Source organism: Pedobacter sp. KH_004 (assembly GCF_057840755.1).
This window is the reverse complement of record NZ_CM174519.1, coordinates 3334366-3351554: the sequence shown is the minus strand read 5'-3', so window position 1 is coordinate 3351554 and position 17189 is coordinate 3334366. Positions and strand designations below refer to the sequence as shown.

The following is a 17189-nucleotide window of genomic DNA, read 5'->3' as shown; positions in this document are numbered from 1 at the left end:
AAACAAAACGGTTATGGAAACTTTCTTCAAAAAAAATCAAGCAGATAAACAATTAGGGTTGGGCATTTTAATTGTCGCTATCGGATCAGTATTCTTATTAAGAAATTCAGGATTAGATATTCCTCATTGGATTTTAAGTTGGCATACCATTATGCTTGGGGCTGGTTTATGGCTCGGTTACCGCAAAAATTATCAAGGCAGTAGCTGGTTGGCATTAACCGTTATCGGCGCAATATTTACTTTAAAGCATATTGTTGTTTTCGATTTTGAAATCTCCAGAATTACAGCGGCTTTAGCCTTTATAGGAGTAGGTTTATACTTGATATTAAAACCAAAAAGATTGAAAAGTGTTAATGATTATACTCAAAAGAAAACAGCTGATTTTTCGGATGTGAACAATTAAAATTCGTACCTCCATCATATATCAAAAAGGGACATTTTACAAAATTGTCCCTTTTTTCATGCCATATAATTTCGAAAAAACCTCTGCAAAAAGAAACGGGGATCCCACCATTAAGGCAGTATCCCCGTCATCTAAATTAACGCTCTCACATACATAAACGCTGAGAATTAAAATTATTGTATGGTGGTATCTTTTTTTTTAAAAAAAGTTAAGCTTGCAATACCGGAACTTCTTTATGATACTTATTCCTATACTCAATCGGGGTTAAACCCGTAATTTTCTTGAAAACATCTCTGAAAGATTTATTATCGGTATAGCCCACATCAAACATCACCTCGGTGATGTTTTTTCGGCTCGATTCAAAGCTCCGTTTGGCGGCTTCTATTTTAACCCGTTGAATATATTCGATTACCGTATTTTTCGTAGCACTTTTAAAACGGCGCTCAAAACTTCTTCTTCCCAAAGCCAGGAGATCGGCCAATTGGTCTACCGTAATTTTTTCCTGGTAATTACCATCAATAAACTCCTGAGCCTTTTTTATCTTTTCATCTTCATGGCCTTTTTGGCCCTGAAACATCATAAATGCCAACTGGCTTTCTCGATCAATATCTATCGCAAAATATTTAGCTGCTAAAATCGCGGTATCCCTGTCTGTATATTTCTCTACAAGGTACAAAAGTAAATTCCAATACGAATTGGCGCCTCCGCTGGAGTAGATTCCATGCGATTCGGTAATAATACTTCCATCAACCAAATCTACGTTCGGAAACATGGCTCTAAACTGGCTGGAAAATAACCAATGAGTAGAACATTTTTTACCGTCTAATAAACCTGTAGATGCCAATAAAAATGCTCCCATGCAAAGCGATGCCACCTCCGAACCCCGGGCGTGGTGTTTTACAATCCATGGAAGAAGGATTTCATTTGATTCAATTGCATTATTCACGTTTCCGCTTATGGCAGGTATAAAAATCAAGTCAGTTTGATCTACATCTCCTAAAAGCTTATCTGGGTGGACCGAGAACAGATTATTATTTAATCTTACTTCTTTTGATGCGGCGACAAGCTCCACTTTAAAAAGCGGTTGTTTTCCAGATGCCTGTAAAAATTCATTCACTGCGGTAAATAAATATCTAGGATCCGCGATCGCTTCAATTACAGCAGTTTCCGGAACTAAAATCGATACATGTTTCATGTAATTTTTTTGTATTTGGTTATCTACTTGGTTTTCATCGGTTTCGACTAAACAAATATAACAACGGTCTTTGTCGTAAACAACCCCAATAATTGTCGTTTCTTCTTCTTCTGATCTTACACCAAGCAGCTATTTTTGTTCAAGCTAACAATATGGTGGTTGAGTATGGAATCGAACAATATCAACAAAGTCGCGATTTGCGCCGGATCGTTGGAGATTAAAAGGAGGAATTAAATTGGCTCACATCAACTCATATTTATCTTTTAACGGAAATTGTAGAGAGGCCATGCGCTTTTACCACGATTGCCTTGGTGGCGAATTAACACTCCAAAGCATCGGCGAATCGCCAATGGCAGGCAATATGCCTCAAATTATGGCAGATAAAATTTTGCATGCGGTGCTTACCTCCAACGAGATAGTAATTATGGGAACCGATTTGGTGGTTGATGCTGGTTTGGTCAAGGGCAATGCGGTTTCACTAATGCTAAATTGCGATTCGGAAGAGGAAACAATAGCGTGTTATGAAAAACTTTCAAAAGGAGGGACGCCAGTAAATCCACTACAGAAAACCTTTTGGGGCGCATTATTTGGCGATTTGATAGACCGATTTGGCAATACCTGGTTAATTAATTTCGATAAAAAGTATATTTAAAACCGTTTGATTCCCATTTTGTGAAGCGCAAAGCTTGTTCTCGCCATTTTCTTTGTTCCTGTGCTTCGCTTGTACGCTTCGCCCATGGATAAGTAGCCAAAATTGTACTGGTTTTTAACGTGGGGGGCGTTAAACGGCAATACTCAAACGAAGTGCATTTGGCGTTACATAAATCCTACAGACTCTATTTTTTATAAATGAGTAACCTATAAATTTCGAAAAAAACAAAGCGTGTCTTGTGATTGTATTTGACCGCTAACTTTATAGTAGAGAGGTGAAATGTTAAAAAACGTTAAAACCTATTCTCCCTTCATTAATCCCTTTTTAAAAGGCAAATATTCTTAACTTTGATACTTGTGAATTCCAAACCGACACAAGATTTATGATGAAGAGAAGTATTTTATTTGTTATTGCACTACTGTTTACCACTACAGCATTTTCTCAGAATGTGATACAATTGTTTAACAGCGCAAACGATTTTTTTAAGGTGCTGCAGGAAGAGAAATTTAATGATGCACATGCATTTTTTGATGATACCTTAAAAACAAAACTCAGTGAAGAGAATTTAAAGAAACTTTGGTTTGATATAGGTACCAAATATGGTAAGGCAGAAAGTTTCGATGCCATTCAAAGTAAAGCACAAGGTCAGTTTTTTGCAGTAACAGTTGAAGGAAAATTCGCAAACGGAGCACAAAATTTTATTCTTGGGTTTAATAAAGCACAAAAAATTGTTGGTATTTTCCTTGCGCCAGCTAAAAGTAATGTGGCTTATGCTAAGCCAGTTTATGCCGATACCAACTTATATAGCGAGAAACAGGTGTATGTAGGTGTTGGCGGAAGGCAGCTAGCTGCAATAGTAACCACGCCTAAAAATGTAAAAAACTTTCCGATGGTGGTTTTTGTGCATGGTTCGGGCCCCAGCGATATGGACGAAACTATAGGTGCCAATAAGCCTTTTAAAGATTTGGCAGGCGGTTTGGCCTCCAAAGGTATTGGTTCTGTTCGTTATGTAAAAAGAACCTTAGTATATCCTAATGAATTTTCAAAACCTTATACTGTAAAAGAAGAGGTTTTGGATGATGCAGCAGCAGCAATTGCAGCAGCTAAAGCCGTTGTGGGTGCAAACCCTAAAAGCATTTATGTTTTTGGCCACAGTTTAGGTGGCATGTTGGCACCAAAACTTGCAGCAACCTCGCCAGATGTGGCTGGAATTATATTGGCCGCTGCCCCTGCCAGAAAGCTGAGTGATATTATTGCAGAACAAAACAAATACATGTTCGATTTGTCGAAGGATACGACTACAGAAAACAAAAAATATCTTGATGATGCCATAGTACAAATCAATAAAAGCAGAATCACACAATTGGGTACAACCATTAAACCAGATTCATCTATATTGGGTTTGCCTGCTAAATATTGGGTCGATTTAAATACTTACAATCAGGTGAATACCGCTAAAGGTTTAACTAAAAAGATTTACGTATTGCAAGGTGGAAATGATTTCCAGGTAAGCAAAACTGATTTCGATTTATGGAATTCGGCATTATCGAAGAAAAAGAATGTCACGCTAAAATATTATCCGGATTTGAATCACTTGTTAAGTCCGCAAACAGAAAAAGGAAGTATGGGCCAATATCAAACACCGGTAAATGTATCTGAAGGTTTGGTAAATGACCTGGCCGTTTGGATAAAGGCAAAATAAATACAAACACTCGTTATCGAGCCCTGGCAAAAAACCAGGGCTTTTTTTATTCCCCGAATTTCAGCACAAATTATATCAAGGTATATTCAGACCGCTTGAATCATCATCATCTATAAATCGGTTCGAAAGAATGTTTTGAATATTAGTTGGAGCATCTCCAAGGCAGAAAAATAAGTGGCCGGATATCTTATTCCTCTTTTGATAAATCGATAAAATACAAACAATTCAAAATGTATGCGGTTTAAAGTTTAGATCATTCATCTTACTCTACGTATTTATGGCAAAGCAAAAGGTAACATTAAAAGGAATTTGGGGCGTATTAAAAGCATCATTTACTGGCTTTGGCGATCATAAAGTAACCAAACTAAGTGGCTCTCTAGCTTATTATACCGTATTCTCTATGGCTCCGCTATTGGTTGTGATCATTTCGCTATGCGGCATCTTTTTAGGAAGAGAAATTGCAGAAGGTAAGGTGTACGAACAATTGGTTGGTTTTCTCGGTCGCGAATCAGCTACCTCACTACAAGAGTTAATCAAAAATGCATATTTGGATGATAAAGGTACTATTGCTTTAATAATTGGTATCGTGACCTTGCTTATCGGTTCTACCACTATTTTCGGCGATATACAGGATTCAATTAATACCATTTGGGGTTTAAAACCCAAACCAAAACACGGTTGGGTGAAAATGCTTCAAAATAGGTTTCTATCATTTTCAGTTATAATCAGTTTAGGCTTCGTGTTATTGGTTTCATTGGCGGTAACTTCAGTTTTAGATGCATTTAGCGACCGGCTTCAAGCTCGTTTTGCCGATGTTTCTTTTTACGTATTTTATGTGATTAACCTGGTGGTTACCTTGAGCGTAATTACTTTAATTTTTGCAGTTATCTTTAAAGTTTTGCCAGATGCCATCATCAAATGGAAAGATGTTTTGGCTGGAGCTGTTGTAACGGCTGTGCTTTTTATGATTGGTAAGTTTGCCATATCCGTTTATATTGGTCAAAGCGATGTTGGAGGTACATATGGTGCAGCAGGCTCATTAATTATTGTATTATTATGGACTTATTATTCCTCTATCATTTTATATTTTGGAGCAGAATTTACTAAAGCTTATGCCATTGCCTACGGATCGGAAATTTACCCGGCACACTATGCCGTTACCACAAAAGAGGTGGAGGTGGAGTCAACCAGAAAATCGATCCAGGATAATCATCCCGAAATAGTAGAACAGGTAAAGAAAGAAAAAGACAACTAGATTTGATCAATTCCTTATTTCACGATCGAGTAATATGATTTAAGATGTAAATGCGATTGCCGCCACAGCCAATAAAAAATTGGCTTCCCACTGATGAGCCTGTTCTATTCGCCCCAGGCCGTAACCACTAGTCTTCTCTGGCCGCCTCTGTTGCGGTGTTCGCAGAGATAAACACCTTGCCAGGTACCCAATGCCAATCTTCCGTTACGAATAGGAATAGTAACTGAACTCCCCAACAGTGCCGATTTTAAATGCGCTGGCATATCGTCCGATCCTTCGTAATCATGCTCATAATCCGTATCGTTCTCTTTAACTGTTTTATTAAAAAACATTTCAAAATCAATACGAACCGTTGGATCTGCATTTTCATTTATCGTTAGCGAAGCTGAAGTATGCTGAATAAATACTTGACAAATGCCCACCTTTATAGCTGAAATTTCTGGAAGTGCATCCTCTATTTCGTCGGTAATGATATGGAAACCACGTCTTCTCTCTCGAAGCGCAAAGGCTTGCTGAAATATTTTCATGTTCAAAATTATTTAACTATCCAGCCAATTTGCGAATTTTCATCGCTGATTAATTGATAGCTGTTGAAATTACCTAAAACATTTACCGTGGCTCCAGTCTTTAAATTCAGCTTCACTGCTGCAAGGCTGTCTGGTTGATCGAACACTTTTTGCTGGTTCATATTTATTCTTATCTTTTTTAATGGTTTGGTAGTTTGAACAAGCGATTTACTGTCGATAAAACCAGTAGTTCCATCAGGTAGTTCCGCTTTATACAAATTTTCTGTTGCGGAGTTGACGTTAATAATTGTACCCGAATTTAGCGTTGCGATGGTTCCACTTTTTTGGATGGAGCTATAGAAGGTACTTTTTGATGATGTTCTCAAAGTTTTGTTCAGGTTCGAAATGGCGGCAGAAATGTTAGCTGGGGTTTTGGTAACCGGATCGATAAACGGTAAGGGATTTATTGCACCACCGAAGGTGTAAATGCCAAAATGAAGGTGAGGAGCGGTAGTTTTTGCATTCCCCGTATTCCCCATTAAACCCAAGGTATCTCCTAGTTTTATTTCCTGACCTTCCACTGCAATTTGCTTGTCCAAATGCGCATAATAGAGCGTGTAATCTTTTCCTTTTGGGCGCAACCATACCACTCTTCCACCTAAATTATTTTCATTTACCCGGGTGACGGTTCCATCAGCGCTCGCTAAAACCGGACTTCTCGCCGGCCCGAAAATATCAACACCTTCATGTTTACGGGCATTATTATCTCTTCCATCGCCCCAAAAACTGCCAATACTTTTGCTTTTTGATGTGGTCGGAAAAGCCAGCGATGGGCCAGCAGTAATGGTTATCGTGTATTCCACACTTTGTAATAATTCAGGCTGCAATCTGATCAAATAATTTCCGGTATCCTCGATTTCATGCTGAATGGGATTGTTAAGGGTGTCAGCCGAAGCGATTCTTTTTGGGTTGTTGATATCGGCGAGGTACCACAGATCCACATAAAGCGCCGATGCTGAAGGTTTTTTTTCCAAACCGATGGTGAGTTTTTGTCCTTTTGTGGCTGAAAACTGATAAGCAGCTGCTGGAATTTTTCCGGCATCAAAATAACCCGTTTCCTTGTAAGGAATTTTGATGGTCAGTGCTTTCTGCATACTGGCTGATGAGGCATTAATCCAAGCTGATCCCATGGCGGTTTTATCCAGTCCTGCGGTTTCTAATTTGCGTTTATATTGTTCATGCGGACTAGCCGCCTTAAATAAATTTACAGTGCCTGATTTACAAGAGACGAGCGAGATATAGACGAAGAAAATAAATATAAAACGTAGCTGCATACCGGATGATTTACTTAAGGAAACAAAATTTCGCACTACAAGTTTTCATCATCTTACTCCCGTTCAGCAGCTTAATTTTATCGATTGAAAATTATTTAACACAGGCTTAACAATACCTGGCTGTTGTTATTGTAGAGTTAACATGTTCCATACATAGTGTTAAAAGTACACACCTAGTTTTGCATCCGTAAAAGGCGCTCCGAATAGCTTTTGCCAAAATAATTAGCCTATGTAAATTAAAGCTTACAACCCTTCAAAACATCAACAAATATTAAATTCTAAAAAACAAACTAATACAAAAAAGATGATATCATTTTTTTCAGCAGCAGGTATTAAACATACCTGTAGGAAAATGCTTGTGCCCATTGGTTTATTGGCTCTTTGCAATTCCACAGCCTTTGCCGTTATTTCTGGCGAAAATTCTTCAATCGTTAAATTAAACAATCGCCTGGCTGCTATTAGCGGAACAGTTACAGACGAAAAAGGCCAGCCACTTCCAGGCGTTAGCATTTATGACAAACAAACCAAAAGAACAACCTCAACCGATGGCGATGGAAGATTTACGATAGATGTAGCCAATGGTGCGACCTTGGTTTTCTCATTTATTGGGTACGAAACGCAGGAAATTTTAGTGTCAGGAGGTAAAACGATTAATGTTAAACTAAAAGAAAGTAACAATACTTTAAATGAGGTAGTGGCAATCGGTTATCAAAAGATTAGAAAATCGGATGTAACAGGAGCCATTAGCAGTGTAAAGGCAAGCGAAATGAATCTAAGTGCGCCAACGGTTGGTCAGGCTTTAGTAGGTAAAGTTGCTGGTGTGCAGGTATCGCAAACCAGTGGTGCACCATACGCCGGAACTAAAATTCGGGTTAGGGGTGTAGGTTCAATCAATGCAAGTTCAAATCCGTTATATGTAATAGACGGTTACCCTTCTGGAAATAATGTATTCATCAACCCTGAAGATATTGAAACCATTGATATTTTAAAAGATGCGGCTTCTGCTGCTATTTACGGTTCGCGGGCTTCTGGTGGCGTGGTGATGATTACCACCAAAAGAGGTAAGGATGGTAAGGGCCGTTTCCAATATGATGTACAAGCTGGGGTAACTCAATTGCACAAAAAGGTGAAGCTATTGGATGCATCACAGTTTATTCAACTGATGATTGATGGCCGAAACAACGCTTATAAAGATTTAGTAGTAAATGCCGGCAAAACCTGGAATGATTCGATGTTTTCTGACAATAACACCGCCAGAACTTCCAATGTCGGTAATGGATCATCGGTAAGTATACCGGAAGATATTTATGATTTTGCTAGTCAAACGGCAAAGGCACCTGCATTTAATACCGACTGGCAGGATGAATTGTATCGAAACGCGTTTTTCCAGCGCCATAACCTTGCGTTTTCTGGCGGAAACAAAGACATTAAATACTTTGTAAGTGGTGGATACCAGGATCAAGATGGTATTGTAACCAATACCGCTATGCGGGCTTTAAATTTCCGCTCGAATATTGAAGGGCAGGTAAGTAAAAAATTAAAAGTAGGCGCCAATATCTCCCTTACACAAACCAATAATAAAGAGGTTGGAGAAGGTCGCTTTAGTCCGATGATGTCGGCATTGCTTTACTTGCCATACCTGCCTGCAAGAGATGCAAACGGTAACCCGATAAAATACGGCATGTCTGCTTTGGCCAATCAATTTGGTTATCAAGGTTTAGAAAATCCGGTAGCAACGGTTAATGAAACGAAAGTAAATCGTCTTGGAAACAGAAACACTTATAATGCTTATGCCAACTTCGAAATTTTAACTGGTTTAAATTTCAAGGCCAATTTAGGTACGAACAATTACAGTGAAAAGTATGATTATTATCGCCCCACCAGTTTAAGTAATGGCGGCGGAAATGCACCCGGTTCTCCATCATCAATTGCGGCTGCAAATGCAGTAGCCCAAAACTTAACGCAGGTAGATAAGCTGGCCGAATTTACATTGGATTACAACAAAACTTTTGGCAAACACAATCTGGATATTTTGGGTGGATATTCTGCTCAACATACCACAAGTGATTTAGTAAGGGTAACCGCAACGGGTTTTACAAGCGATAAAATAGGTGAAATATCTGATAAAGGCGCCGCGAATACAGATTTTGTGCTGAATTCGGCAAATAAATACGTCACCACCTTATTGTCGTATTTTGGTCGTGCCAGCTACAATTTCGATAGCAAATACTATTTGAGTGGTACTTTCCGTATGGACGGTTCATCAAGGTTTGGTCCAAACAATAAGTGGGGTGCTTTTGCATCAGCAGCGGCAGGCTGGAATCTATCTCAAGAAAGCTGGTATAACGACTTCCTTGGTAACGGTTCTACCGTTAAATTAAGAGCAAGTTGGGGTTTAAGCGGTAACAACAATATTGGCGATAACAACCATACGCAAACCATGAGCAGCCCGGGTGGTGTTGTATTTGGAAATGCCATTGCAACTGCAGTTTGGGCTGGCGGTATTAAAGATCAGAACCTGGGTTGGGAGTCCACATCACAATACAATTTCGGTACGGATTTAAGTTTCTTCAACGGTCGCCTTTCATTTATTGCCAACTACTATTACAGTTTATCTTACAATTTATTATTCAACCAGCCTATTTCTGCAATTTCTGGATCATCAAGCATCTTAACTAATTTAAGAGATAGTAAAGTCAGAAATAAAGGTTTCGATTTCCAATTGGACGGCCGTGTAGTCAGCACCGATAATTTCAACTTAGGCTTAAGCGGAAATATCTCTTTTAACAGTAACAAAGTGCTTAATTTGGGTGGAAACAGCACCATTTTTAGTGTGGGTGCAGAGCGACAGTACATTACGCATATTACACAAGAAGGTCAATCAATTGGTATGTTTTATGGTTACCAGGTTGCTGGTAGGGTAACACCAGAATTATTAGGTAAAGTTGCACCATCTTCTGCACAATCTAATCCTTACAAGGTAGGCGATTTGTATTTTGAAGACACCAATGGCGACGGCGTGGTTAACGATGCTGATAAGAAAGTAATTGGTAACCCTTACCCGGATTTTACCTACGGTTTCGCAGTGAATGCAAATTATAAATCATTTGATATCAGGGCTTCTTTCAATGGGTCGCAAGGTAACGATGTGTTGGATGGTCAGGATTATTACCTGTATAACTTTGAAGGATCAGGCAATCAATACGCAGAAGTTGCAGATCGTTACCGCAATGCAGCAAATCCCGGGAGCGGTTTAAATTACCGTGCTTCCCGTGCAGGTACGCAAAGTAACAGTACGCGTTTGTCCTCATTTTATGTACAGGATGGATCGTATTTAAGGTGTACAAACATCACATTGGGTTATAATTTTCCTAAAATGGTTGCCAAAACCCTTCATGTAGAAAATATAAGAGTTTTTGGAAGTGTTGATAATGCATTTACCATTACCGATTACAAAGGTTACAATCCTGAAGTAGATTATAATGCTGGTGCAAACTTAACTCCTGGAGTAGATTATGGTAATTATCCATTGGCCAGAGCCTATAACCTAGGTATTAAATTAACTTTTTAATCTAGCCCTGAAATCATTAAAACAGATCAAAATGAAAAAAAGTATATTCTTAATTTTTGTAGGCTTGATTTCTTTATCAGCCTGTAAAAAAGATTTCCTTGAACAAACCGACCCCAATGCGGTAACGGTAGAACAGTTCTTCACTTCGCCAAATGATGTTTTGCTTGCCGTAAATGGCGTTTATCAATCACTAAGAAGCAGCAACAACATTGGAGAAAGCAGCAACTTGTATACCGAGCAACGTTCAGATAATACCGGTATAAACGATAATCAATCGAATGCAGGAGAGCCTTTCCAGTTTGGAGATTTTAGTATTCTACCCAGTAACACTTATTTAAAAAACCATTGGGTAAGTCTTTATTCCACCATTACCAGATGTAACGTAATTACTTCGAATATTGATAAAGTGCCATTTACTGATGCCAATTTGAAAGCCCAATACCTGGCGGAAACAAAATTTGTTAGGGCATTAATCTACTTTCATTTGGTAAGAAAATGGGGCGATGTGCCATTGGTAACCAAACAACTAACGAGTAATAATGAAGTGGTTGAAAATACTTTCAGACAACCACAAGCAACGGTTTATGCACAAATTGTAACTGATTTAAAAGATGCATTAAATAGTAATCTTCCAAACTTGGCTACGGGTGCTATGGCAGGCAGAGCTTCTAAAGCTGCTATAAATGGTTTGCTAGGTCAGGTTTATTTAACGATGGCCACTACGTTAGAAAATGGCAAAGCAGAGAATTTAACCAATGCAAATACATACTTATTAGCAGCGTACAACTTAAAGACTTTCAACACACTGGCAGCTATTCCTTATGCAGATGTGTTTGATGTAACGAAGAAAACAAACAATCCAGAGGTAATATTCGAAATAGTAAACCTTCAGGGAAACATCACTTACGCTTCGAGCATCGCCGCAAATAACCAGGCTTTCGGCGAAACCATTAATTCGAGAAGAGCACCAACTGGAGTTGGAGGCAACGTAACGCCAGATTTAGTTTTAGATTATGAAACCGGCGATCCACGTAAAGATTTCTCCATTAAATATGCTGCTGATACCAGAGTGCTGGATTGGTTTATTACAAAATACCGAGATGCTAGTGAAGCGGCAACGGTTAACGGCTACGGCGGAAATAATTTCCCTTTAATGCGTTTTGCAGATATTATTTTAATGTTGGCAGAAGTGAATATGTTGCAAGGCAATGACGCGGTTGCGATACAATATTTGGATATGGTTAGGGCAAGAGCTGGTGTGCCTTTATACGCTGCGGCCCGTAACAACGCGGCTTATAGCTCCAAATATCCAACACTAAAACTGGCAATTTTACATGAGCGTAGGGTAGAGTTGGCTTTTGAAAACCACAGGTGGTTTGATTTGCTGCGTAACTTTACCACTGCTGAACTGGTTACTTATTTCAGAGCAAAATCTCAAGCTAACTTTGGCAATGCAAAGTTGAGTAATTTCACCACAAAAGATAGATATTTCCCTATTCCTTTTGATGAGTTCAAGTTAGATCCTGCAAAAATGTACCAAAACTCAGGATATTAATTATTTTTATTAGCAAACATTAGCGCCTGTATCATTATTTAAGATTTTCATTCTGAGCTTTTCGAAGGATTAAAATGGTGATACAGGCACTTTTTATCAAAATTAAATGATGAAAATCAGATTTTATTTTCTTGTGTTTTTCGCGGGTGCGATAAACCTAACTTCTGCTCTTGCGCAAAATCCTGCCCAAAAACTCGAGCAGATTTTTAATCGTACCCATAAAGAAATTCTAGTGGTAGCACATCGTGGCGACTGGAGAAATTCGACTGAAAACTCGCTGCATGCTTTGTTAAATAGCATTGATAAAGGTTTCGATATGATGGAGCTTGATGTAAAAATGACCAAAGATAGCCAGATGGTGGTAATGCATGATAATACAATCGATCGTACCACCAATGGAAAAGGTAAAGTGAGTGATTTTACATTAGAAGAAATTAGAAAATTTAAGCTGAGAAATGGATTAGGCAGAGTAACCGCAAACCCAATTCCTACCTTTAAAGAGTTGATGATGGTAGCGAAAGATAAAATTCTGATTAATGTGGATAAGGGCAACGATCACTTGCCAGAGGTATTTAAAGTTTTGCAGGAAACCGGAACCCTACAGCAAGCAGTTGTAAATGTTGGCGACAATATTCCTTATGAAAAATTGATTTCAACAGAGAAAATCCCTGCTGAAGCTTACATTATGGTGGTGGTTAATATGACCAATCCTGACGCTTTAAAAATTATAGAAGGTTATGGAAATTCAAAGAAAAGTGTTATCCAACCGATTTTTAATACAGATACCTTATCTAATCTCAAACAACTTCCGCAGATTGCTAAAAATCAAGTCGTTTGGCTTAACAGCTTGTGGCCATCACTCAATGGCGGTCATGATGATGATCTGGCAGTGGAGCAAAATCAAAAACCCGAAAGCTGGGGTTGGTTACTAGAGTTTAACCCTGTGTTTATTCAAAGCGATCGCCCTGCAGATTTAATCAAATATCTAAAGGAACGAAAACTGCATCAATAGGAATTTATAGATGCCTTAAAAATGCAATCATCATGCCCTAGAACTGGGATAGGCATGCAATGGGCAAGCGATGGAGGCTGATTAGGTTAACACATAATAACCTAAAGTTTACCATTTCTAGTGTCAAAGTTAACTATTTGGGTAAGCAAAGGGTTAAAAAGGGGTTAACCATAGGTATAGAAAGGGTTAGCGAAGGGTTAACAACGTGTAATGTTGTCTCGAACAAAGGGTAGCCGTTCTTCAGTTATTTCTTTTTAAACTGATCAAATACCGCTGCGGTTACCAAGCCACCGATTAAATACCATGCTACAGTGAGCAACTTGGTTTTATCGGTTTTGGTTACAGGTTCATCATCTAAACCCATTTCATTCGGGAGTTTAATGGCACCCAGGCCAGCAGTTAAACCAGCAAGGGCTCCTTTCAGATAAACATTTTTACTTCCAGCCATGCCAATTGCACTGTAATAGATGGTATTGCTAACAATGTCGCCGGCTAAAGTAGCGGCATACAGTTCTTTGCCTGTTGGCGCTTCGAGGTTGAGGCTGTTCATGGAGCGGGTTAAAGCTTCTTCTCCAACCAAATCTACTCTTGGTGCATCGGCATCAAGCCTGCGAGCCGTTTCATGTAATATATTTAAGGCGGCTGCGCCAGCGAAACCAGCCAAAATTGCTTTTAAAATCTTCATCTTTATATAATTTTCTAATGAGTAATGAAACGCTGCTATTACAAGCCGGTATCAGATTTATTTATCCCGCTATGTGGAGCGAAAAATCATAATGTTTCATATTTATAAAAGCAGAGAATCGGCAGAATTGTTTTGAAAGGATTGATAGACTGATATACGGGTAAATTTATGTCGTTCACCTACTAGTCAATAGACAAATAATAGTCAAAACCCACCAGATATCACCCCAACCCCTACGAATTCTAATCGCTTTTTTTTCACTTCCTAAAGATTGATAAATTCGTAGAGATGCATGCTCCAAAATCTATCTTGCATCGTCATATTTAATCCTGTATCATGAAAATCAACAAATACCTGCTCGTTTTAAGTGTTGTATTCTTTAGTTCTTGTATGGCGCAATCGAAAAAAGATTTGCTGGCTAAAATAGATGATGATATTAATAATTTGAAAGGCATTATCAAGCTGAGCGATACCAGGATTATGATTACCGCTGGTACTACTGAGAAATTCTCAGTAGAGAAAGCCAGTAATTTCCAGTCAACACGGACAGAAGCCGTTAGCGACAGCGCACTCTATCGTTTTTTTAAAAATTTGGAAGTGAGCACTAGCTTGCAGTATCCCTTCAATATGATTTCATTAGATAAAGATGAATATGATTTGCTGACTTTAATGGGTGAGGAGAGTAGCTATTTTCTACACAATGCAGATATGGAACCCGTTTTTACCCCTCAAAAGTTTGTTTTTATGGATGGAACTGAAACCAATAAGGGTTATTTGACGCTCGACAGTATCGGTAAAAAACATACTAAAATAGAGAAAGATAAGGGCGAAGAATATGAGTTTATTGATGAAGAAGGAATGAATGCCCTGGAGAAATACATTTATAAGGCCAGTAGCTTCAACGAAAATATCGCGTTGATGTCATCAAAGCCAATCCGCAGTATTCAATACAAAATAAGCCTTCCAGTGGCCAGCAAAACACTCTACAAAGTTTCACTGAACAGTCCTGAAGTGAAAACGCCTTATGGAATCATCCGGTTAGATACCATTGTTGGTAATCAGGTACATTGTAGTTTACCTGATGTAGAGAACGATCGGGATATCAAAATACAAGCCTATTATAAAGATGGAAGGGTTTTAGCGGAAAAAGGAAGCAGCAGCAATACCGAAATTACGCCGGCAAAAAGAAAGCTTTACGAAAATTATATTAAGATACTAGAGAAAGCAAAAGATGGGGTTAAAGCCGATGAGATTAAAACTGAAAAGGATCTCGATAAATGGCTCAAAGCACACGCACCGGCAGCTTTATCAGATGCTGAAAAAGGAAGTAGAAAAACGGCAATCTACACCTTTGCAGGTCCGGTAAGTAGCGTTGGCTTCTCCGTGAGCGATAGTGTGCCTCAAATGAAAAATTTCGATGTTGACTATACCTTTAAATATGATGAAGCGCCAGGGGAATATTTTCTCGCAATGGATTTTGCTAAACAAAAAGCTGGTTTTTTAAATAAAGAAGGCAAGTGGGTAATTCAGCCACAGTTTAACGAGCATTTCCGTAAGTTAAACCGCTATTATTACTGGGATCAATATGGGGATGTTGACAACACTTACTGGATAAATTATAAAACACAAACGGTTGAAAAGGTCGCTTATAAAATAGATGATACGGAGATTTTTGATGGTAGGTATGTGAAGATAGAACCCAGAACAAATGGGCTAAACGGAGTAGCTGACATTAATACCGGCAAAATTGTTCTTCCGATGGAGTATGATAATTTAAAATTTACAAGCTCGAAATTTTGGTGGGGAAAGACAGAGGATGGAAAGGAGGGTGTGTTGGACAGGAATTTCAAAGTAGTACTGCCTTTTAGGTATGACGATGTTGAGATAGATGGAACTTCTTTCCTGGCCAAGAGCAATAACAAAATCAATGTTTTTGATCTAAACGGAACGAATTTAACGCAGAACAAGTACGACGATATTTACGGTGGTTATAACAGCGGTTTACTACTTGTGCGAAAAGCCACAAAAGAACCAAACGGCAATACCGATAGTAAATATTATTTTGTAGATAAACAGAACAATATCCGTATTAATTTAGAGGCAAAGGGATGGGATGATGCAAAACCCTTTAGCGAAGGCCTTGCTTTGGTTGAAAATAGCAATAATGAAAAAGGATATATCAACCCGGCCGGGCAGCTGGCTATTCCTTTTAAATTTCAATATGCACAAAGCTTCTTCACCACTTCAAAACTTGCGCTGGTACAAATGAAAGATAATTCATATGCGCTTATTAATAAAAAGGGTAGTGTAGTAAAACGCTTTGATAGCGAATTATACGATTTAGACAGGGAAAGCGCTGACAGAAAAACGCGAATCAAATTTAAAGATAGAACCAGCTACAATGAGTATGGTGAACAGGTAGAATATACTTCCTTTTAAAAGCGTTTAAAAATCCGAATTCATGATCAACAAATGTTCTACAATATTAATCTGTTTAGTCATTTTTGCTTTTTGTAAAAGCAATGCTCAGCCTTACATCCTGCAATCTGTGGGTTTAGCAAAGCCATTTCAATTAAATCTATACTTCGGCGATCAAGGTAAAGGAGCTTTTGTTAGATATGTGGGACAAACAGGAAATATCGCCCTGCGAATCAAAAGCTATAAAAGAGACACCAGCGGCAGGAGTGATGGGCAGCCAGATGATGAAACCTTTATCTGGGATGAAATGATTGATGGTAAAGTGAATGGAACTTACACGCTGATGCACAATATAAATGCTGTAGAAAAGGCTTCGTATTGGAGAAAAAAAGATGTTAAGAAGTTTAATCTCTTACAGTTAGAAAGCAAAGGGGAAGTAGGGAACGACCAATATCTTTTGCATGGTGCGCTAATCAGTTTCAATCATTTTGATCATCATAAATTAAGTATCCAATATGCTGATGGTAAGCTGTTCAATACACTCCTTCCATCATTGGATTCACCTAATCCAGTCCGTAGAAGCTACATTGCCGATTATAACTTTGATGGATATGATGATATCGCTTTCTCTATACCTGATGCCGGAATGGGCGTATACCAGGAGTTTAGCATTTTTCTATACAACCAAAACTCTAAGCGGTTCGAAAAATTATTGGAACCCGACAACTCCAATGCCAAATGCAATTGCCTTTGCGATGTCACTTTAGATCCAAAAAAGAAATTGTTGTTTACGGCTTGTCGCGGAGGAGCCAGGTGGTGGCAGGATGTATATCGTTTCGCACCGAATAATAAGCTCGTGTGGGTTCGCTCAAAAGATCTAAGTAAATAAACCTAAAGATAG

The 17189-nt window shown here is 38.6% G+C and carries 13 protein-coding genes; 9 read left to right on the top strand and 4 right to left on the bottom strand.

Annotation, left to right across the window (positions count from 1 at the left end):
- The first annotated feature begins 13 nt into the window (after nt 1–13).
- Complete coding sequence (locus tag AC3ITD_RS14335) at nt 14–403, top strand: LiaF transmembrane domain-containing protein (RefSeq protein WP_489360731.1); 390 nt, start codon at nt 14–16, stop codon at nt 401–403.
- A gap of 208 nt (nt 404–611) precedes the next feature.
- On the opposite strand, the gene AC3ITD_RS14330 is transcribed toward AC3ITD_RS14335, so the two are convergent.
- Complete coding sequence (locus AC3ITD_RS14330; RefSeq protein WP_265798932.1) at nt 612–1598, bottom strand: GlxA family transcriptional regulator; 987 nt, start codon at nt 1596–1598, stop codon at nt 612–614.
- 235 nt (nt 1599–1833) lie between these two features.
- Here AC3ITD_RS14330 and AC3ITD_RS14325 point away from each other — a divergent pair, with 235 nt between their 5' ends.
- The 3 genes from AC3ITD_RS14325 to AC3ITD_RS14315 all read left to right on the top strand — a co-directional run bounded on the left by AC3ITD_RS14325 (nt 1834) and on the right by AC3ITD_RS14315 (nt 5207).
- Nucleotides 1834–2250, top strand: coding sequence for a VOC family protein (locus AC3ITD_RS14325; RefSeq protein ID WP_265798931.1), 417 nt, complete (start codon nt 1834–1836; stop codon nt 2248–2250).
- A 382-nt stretch (nt 2251–2632) separates the two neighbouring features.
- Complete coding sequence (locus AC3ITD_RS14320; RefSeq protein WP_489360728.1) at nt 2633–3952, top strand: alpha/beta hydrolase; 1320 nt, start codon at nt 2633–2635, stop codon at nt 3950–3952.
- Nucleotides 3953–4229: 277 nt separating this feature from the next.
- Entirely contained in the window at nt 4230–5207 is a 978-nt protein-coding gene (locus AC3ITD_RS14315) for a YihY/virulence factor BrkB family protein (protein ID WP_489360726.1), read from the top strand.
- Between the two features lie 104 nt (nt 5208–5311).
- Here AC3ITD_RS14315 and AC3ITD_RS14310 read toward each other — a convergent pair whose 3' ends face one another.
- On the bottom strand, nt 5312–5734 hold the full coding sequence (locus AC3ITD_RS14310; RefSeq protein ID WP_265798928.1) for a secondary thiamine-phosphate synthase enzyme YjbQ: 423 nt from the start codon (nt 5732–5734) through the stop codon (nt 5312–5314).
- Nucleotides 5735–5742: 8 nt separating this feature from the next.
- The gene (locus AC3ITD_RS14305; RefSeq protein WP_489360723.1) at nt 5743–7047 is read right to left on the bottom strand and encodes a peptidoglycan DD-metalloendopeptidase family protein; all 1305 of its coding nucleotides are present in this window, start codon (nt 7045–7047) and stop codon (nt 5743–5745) included.
- A 304-nt stretch (nt 7048–7351) separates the two neighbouring features.
- On the opposite strand from AC3ITD_RS14305, the gene AC3ITD_RS14300 reads away from it, so the two are divergent.
- The 3 genes from AC3ITD_RS14300 (at nt 7352) to AC3ITD_RS14290 (ending at nt 13185) form a co-directional block, all read left to right on the top strand.
- Nucleotides 7352–10618 (top strand): SusC/RagA family TonB-linked outer membrane protein, encoded by a 3267-nt coding sequence (locus AC3ITD_RS14300; protein WP_265798926.1) that lies wholly within the window; start codon nt 7352–7354, stop codon nt 10616–10618.
- Between the two features lie 31 nt (nt 10619–10649).
- Nucleotides 10650–12173: a RagB/SusD family nutrient uptake outer membrane protein gene (locus AC3ITD_RS14295; protein WP_489360721.1), complete on the top strand. Its 1524-nt coding sequence runs from the start codon at nt 10650–10652 to the stop codon at nt 12171–12173.
- Between the two features lie 106 nt (nt 12174–12279).
- Nucleotides 12280–13185, top strand: a complete 906-nt coding sequence (locus AC3ITD_RS14290; RefSeq protein ID WP_489360719.1) for a glycerophosphodiester phosphodiesterase family protein — start codon at nt 12280–12282, stop codon at nt 13183–13185.
- Nucleotides 13186–13429: 244 nt separating this feature from the next.
- Here the strand turns inward: AC3ITD_RS14290 and AC3ITD_RS14285 are convergent, their stop codons facing one another.
- A complete protein-coding gene (locus tag AC3ITD_RS14285; protein WP_489360717.1) occupies nt 13430–13870 on the bottom strand; it encodes a hypothetical protein in 441 nt (146 codons plus the stop codon).
- A gap of 336 nt (nt 13871–14206) precedes the next feature.
- On the opposite strand from AC3ITD_RS14285, the gene AC3ITD_RS14280 reads away from it, so the two are divergent.
- On the top strand, nt 14207–16309 hold the full coding sequence (locus AC3ITD_RS14280; protein ID WP_489360715.1) for a WG repeat-containing protein: 2103 nt from the start codon (nt 14207–14209) through the stop codon (nt 16307–16309).
- 22 nt (nt 16310–16331) lie between these two features.
- Nucleotides 16332–17177, top strand: coding sequence for an XAC2610-related protein (locus AC3ITD_RS14275; RefSeq protein WP_489360713.1), 846 nt, complete (start codon nt 16332–16334; stop codon nt 17175–17177).
- The last annotated feature ends 12 nt before the right edge of the window (nt 17178–17189 follow it).